Origin of the sequence: Micromonospora globbae, from assembly GCF_003610785.1 — a bacterium.
GTDB lineage: Bacteria > Actinomycetota > Actinomycetes > Mycobacteriales > Micromonosporaceae > Micromonospora > Micromonospora globbae.
Map to the genome: position 1 here is coordinate 1 of NZ_RAQQ01000089.1, position 1,507 is coordinate 1,507.

The window sequence follows — 1,507 nt, forward strand, 5'->3', positions numbered from 1 at the left end:
CAGTCTACCGAAGCCGCCCCTACATGGTGGCTCCGAGGAATGGCTATCCCGCAGGCAAGCTCGGCCGCTGGCATACCTCGCTACTTCGACGGTCGCCTCATGCTGATGCCTTGACATTGGAGCGACAAGACATCAGCAACGCCGGCAAACGCGCCGGGATCGGCGGCAAGCACTCCAGCCTGTGGAGCGCTGTCGCCGACGCCGTTCGCGCGCTTCGACCGCCGCTCGTGTTCGTGGAGAACGTCGCCGCACTCCTCCGCCGCGGCTTCGACGTCGTCGAAGCCGACCTGGCCGCGATCGGGTACGACACGAGCTGGACGTGCCTACGCGCATCCGACATCGGCGCCGCCCACCGCCGCGATCGGCTGTTCCTGCTTTATCTGGACAGACAGTGGCGGCAGTGGTGCAGATCACAGCGGCGCTGGTTCGTCGCCAGCATTGCGGTCCGACCGGGTTGTCGGCGTGGTCAGGGCTGGCGGACTGCGATGAGGATGGCCCCGGGAGCATCAGTGTCGGGGTCGATCAGCAGGTGGGCCTTGATGGTGAATCCGGTGTCGCGTAGCCACGCTGCGACTCGGTCGGGCTGGCGACGGTGAACGTAGACATTCATGGGGTGGCCGCCGTAGCCCTGTGTCTTGAGCCTCGACTCGTCGCCCACGTGGAAGCCGAGTAGCAGCGGTCCGCCCGGACGCAGCACCCGGTGGAAGTGGCCCAAAACCGAAGGGACGGCGTCATCGGGTATGTGGATCAATGACCAGAAGGCAAGCAGGGCGGCAATCGAGGCGTCGGCGAGTTGCAGATCGGTCATCGAGCCCACTTCGAATCGCAGATCGGGGTGGTCGCGCCGAGCCAGGTCGATCATCGCGGGTGATAGGTCGATGCCGAAGGCGTCGACGCCCAGTTTGTGCAGGTGGGCGGTGACGTGTCCCGGCCCGCAGCCCACGTCCGCCACCGGCCCGTCGCCGGCGGCGTGGACCAGCTCAGCGAATAACGCCAGACTTGCACGAAGGTATGGCTCCGTGGCGAGGGCGTCGCGTACGAAGTTGGCGTAGCTGTCGGCGACCGTGTCGTAGGAGGTCCGGGCGTCTACCAACCAGTCGTCTGTGTTCCTGCTGGGTGAGCCGGGCGCATTGCGGTCTTCCAGCGGTGACTCGGTTTGCGTCATTGGTCGATTCCTCCTGGTTGGGCTGGTAGGGACGGGAAGCTCGCTCACGGGCGAGACGTGTTGAGTTCCTGCAGCAGGCTGCGGATGCGGTCCGCGATGCAGCGGTGTCGTTCGATCTCTCGGGCCCAGCCACGTTCGGTGGCGTCGGCGATGAGTTGCTCTTCGGTGTGCAGCCGGTCTTCTAGCCGGGGGATGTACTGAGGTGTGGTGACGAACTTAGGGGTCCTAACAAAATGATCTCTGGATGTCGCGTCCCTTGTAGAGGTTGATCTACGATGTCGGGCCGTGAGGCGTGGCGAGCAGCCGCCGTGGATCGTGCCTGACGGGCTGTGGCAGCGCATC

Annotated in this window: 1 protein-coding gene and 2 pseudogenes; 1 reads left to right on the forward strand and 2 read right to left on the reverse strand. The window is 65.3% G+C overall.

Annotation, left to right across the window (positions count from 1 at the left end; all coding sequences use genetic code 11):
* Positions 1-23: 23 nt before the first annotated feature.
* A pseudogene (locus D7I43_RS32405) lies at positions 24-368 on the forward strand (DNA cytosine methyltransferase); the annotation flags it as partial.
* Positions 369-466: 98 nt separating this feature from the next.
* On the opposite strand, the gene D7I43_RS32410 reads toward D7I43_RS32405, so the two are convergent.
* Both D7I43_RS32410 and D7I43_RS33335 read right to left on the reverse strand, forming a co-directional pair.
* Complete coding sequence (locus tag D7I43_RS32410; RefSeq protein ID WP_120332338.1) at positions 467-1,165, reverse strand: class I SAM-dependent DNA methyltransferase; 699 nt, start codon at positions 1,163-1,165, stop codon at positions 467-469.
* Positions 1,166-1,209: 44 nt separating this feature from the next.
* Positions 1,210-1,507 (reverse strand): annotated as a pseudogene (locus D7I43_RS33335) (hypothetical protein); the annotation flags it as partial.

Bases quoted from the DNA above. Each gene is read 5' to 3' on its own strand.
- D7I43_RS32410 (WP_120332338.1), bottom strand. From the start codon at position 1,165: ATGACGCAAACCGAGTCACCGCTGGAAGACCGCAATGCGCCCGGCTCA.